Origin of the sequence: Acerihabitans arboris (assembly GCF_010131535.1) — a bacterium.
GTDB lineage: Bacteria > Pseudomonadota > Gammaproteobacteria > Enterobacterales > Enterobacteriaceae > Acerihabitans > Acerihabitans arboris.
In genome coordinates this window covers 1-2,412 of sequence record NZ_WUBS01000046.1, presented here as the reverse complement: position 1 = coordinate 2,412, position 2,412 = coordinate 1, and the positions used below count along the sequence as shown (strand labels likewise).

Below are 2,412 nucleotides of genomic sequence, written 5' to 3'. Positions count from 1 at the left end.
GAGTATAACCAGGAACGGCCTCATGAATCACTGGGAAACCTGACGCCGGAAGAGTATCGGATAACCCGAAGTTCGCCGATGATCTCAAAAAGTGCATGGCTTTAACATCGGGATGTTTACAATTGAACATGCTCTGTGAGCAAGTGTCAGGCTGTAGCCTGGCGTTCGATTTAGCCTAAGGATGCGGTCAATAGCTTTGAAAAGTCATCGTTGTGGTAAAAAATTAAGCAAATTGTGTTTAACACGGTTTTCCAAAATCAAACACAGTTTTCAAATGGATTGAAGTGAGACTAGGGAACATTGCTGTTTAAAGTTGTTTATAAAATGTAAGAAATGCTTTTAATGCATTGATTTTAAAGAAATTATTTTAAATAGATAGTCTGTTAAAATACGATGAAAACATCATTGTAAATTATGGAATTGTTGATCATAATAGGGAAAATAAAAACCTTTGGGATAAGTAGTTATGCTGAATCAAACACAAAAAGGTGAGCTAAAATTAGAGTATAGTCACAATATTATTGAGCATTTAGGTCTAAAATTATATCAGAATAAACCTACTAATGTTATTGCTGAACTCATTTCTAACGCATGGGACGCGGACGCAGGGAATACCTGGTTGGTTATAAAAGATGGTATTGAAATTCCTGATAGTGAAAAATATATTTGTGTGATCGATGATGGTTATGGGATGGACCCTATATCTATTAAAGAAAAATATCTTGTGATTGGTCTTAGAAAACGAAGTTTCGATAATCCCGCCGAAAAAAGCTCGACTAAGGGCCGTTTCCTTATGGGGCGTAAAGGTATTGGCAAGCTAGCACCTTTTGGAATCGCTGGTCGATTAACCGTTATGACGATTTACAATGATATTAATAATATTAAAAGGATATCTGTATTTTCTTTAGATATTGATGGAATGTTAAAGGATGACCACTCTGGCTTACAATTAATTAGTAGTTATAGCCCCGAAGTGATTTATTTTAATGAGGTACTAGAAGATATTGATATCACAGTTCTTGAAAAATTTAAATTCAATGATTTTAAAGAAAAAATTGAATCAAAATTAACTGGAACCGCCATTTTTTTGAGTAAATTAAAGACCAAGAATTCAATATCGCCAATTCGGTTAATTGAATCTGTGGGCCGAAGATTTACAGTGACAATTTCTGAATATAATTTCAATGTTTACATCAATGATAGATTGGTTGAAGCAAAAGAGTCATTACCTAAATTTGATATTCGATATCCCAAAGAAGGCTTTGAAACAGAAACTATAAATATTAATGGGATTGATAGAGAAATAAGGTATTGGGCTGGATTCGTAGAAACCGCTGATTGGCCTCAAGAAGAGGCTGGAGTGGGTGTATATGCTCATGGGAAAATAGCACAAGATAGACCATACTTCTTTAAAGTAAAAGGTAAAGAAATATATTCCCGGTATATGTATGCTGTGATTGAGGCTGACTGGCTTGATGAGTTAGAAGAAGATGTTATATCAACTGACCGTACTACAATAAATTGGGATTCGGATGAAACGCAGCCATTGCATGAGTTTTGTCAGCAACTCGTTAAGAAATGGATTGAAAAATTCATAAAAGATAATAACCCGGGTGGTAAAGAAAAATTAATAGAAATAATAAGGAATACACCCAATATCCCAAAAGTTACTGACTCTGAACGCGACGCTATTGCTGAATTGGTGCATAAACTCGGGCCAAAAGTTCATAAAGATAAAACCGTGCAACTTGAGGTAATAAAAGCTATGACGTCCTCATGGACGCATAGGCCTATGCAAATCTTGATAAAAAAACTTTGGGATGCTTTTGAAATTAGTGAAGATGATACCGATTCGTTTACTAATAGTTTAAAATGCCTTAATGAACATTTAGTACCTGAGTCACTATCGATGTCCGTAATACAAGCCCAACGCATTTATGCTTTAAGTAAATTATATAATCTAAAGAATAATGGTAATGAAAATCAACTACAGGCGTTATTGGAAACTTTTCCATGGATACTTGGTACGGAGATGGAAAATCTGAGGCCAAATCAATCACTTAAAGAAAATATAGCTGAGGCTGCTTTGCGTGGATTAGTCCCCGCACATGGTTACACAAAAGATCAACTTGCAAAAGATCCTGATGGTAAGTTACGTCCAGACTTCGTTTTTTTCTCGAATGAGAGTGAGACTGAGATAGTTGTGGTTGAATTAAAAAGCCCTCAAATACCATTAGAAATTAAGCATCGCGGCCAATTAACGGCTTATTTAGATTGGTTTGAAGGACAGTGTCGGCATCGCTGATATAAGGTCGTAATTCATCGGAAAAGTTGTCCACTCCACCCAACATGGTCTTTCTTTAAGGTTCCTACACCGAAAAAGGAAGCGCCATGTTAAGCAGAGAGGACCAT

At 35.9% G+C, this 2,412-nt stretch carries 2 protein-coding genes; both read left to right on the top strand.

From position 1 onward, the window contains the following. The coding region (locus tag GRH90_RS26020; protein ID WP_512698839.1) for an integrase core domain-containing protein at nucleotides 1-105 on the top strand (105 nt) is incomplete at its 5' end. 361 nt (nucleotides 106-466) lie between these two features. Beyond that, nucleotides 467-2,305 carry an ATP-binding protein gene (locus GRH90_RS25780; RefSeq protein WP_162368805.1) on the top strand — a complete coding sequence of 613 codons (1,839 nt, stop codon included), beginning with the start codon at nucleotides 467-469 and terminating at the stop codon, nucleotides 2,303-2,305. The last annotated feature ends 107 nt before the right edge of the window (nucleotides 2,306-2,412 follow it).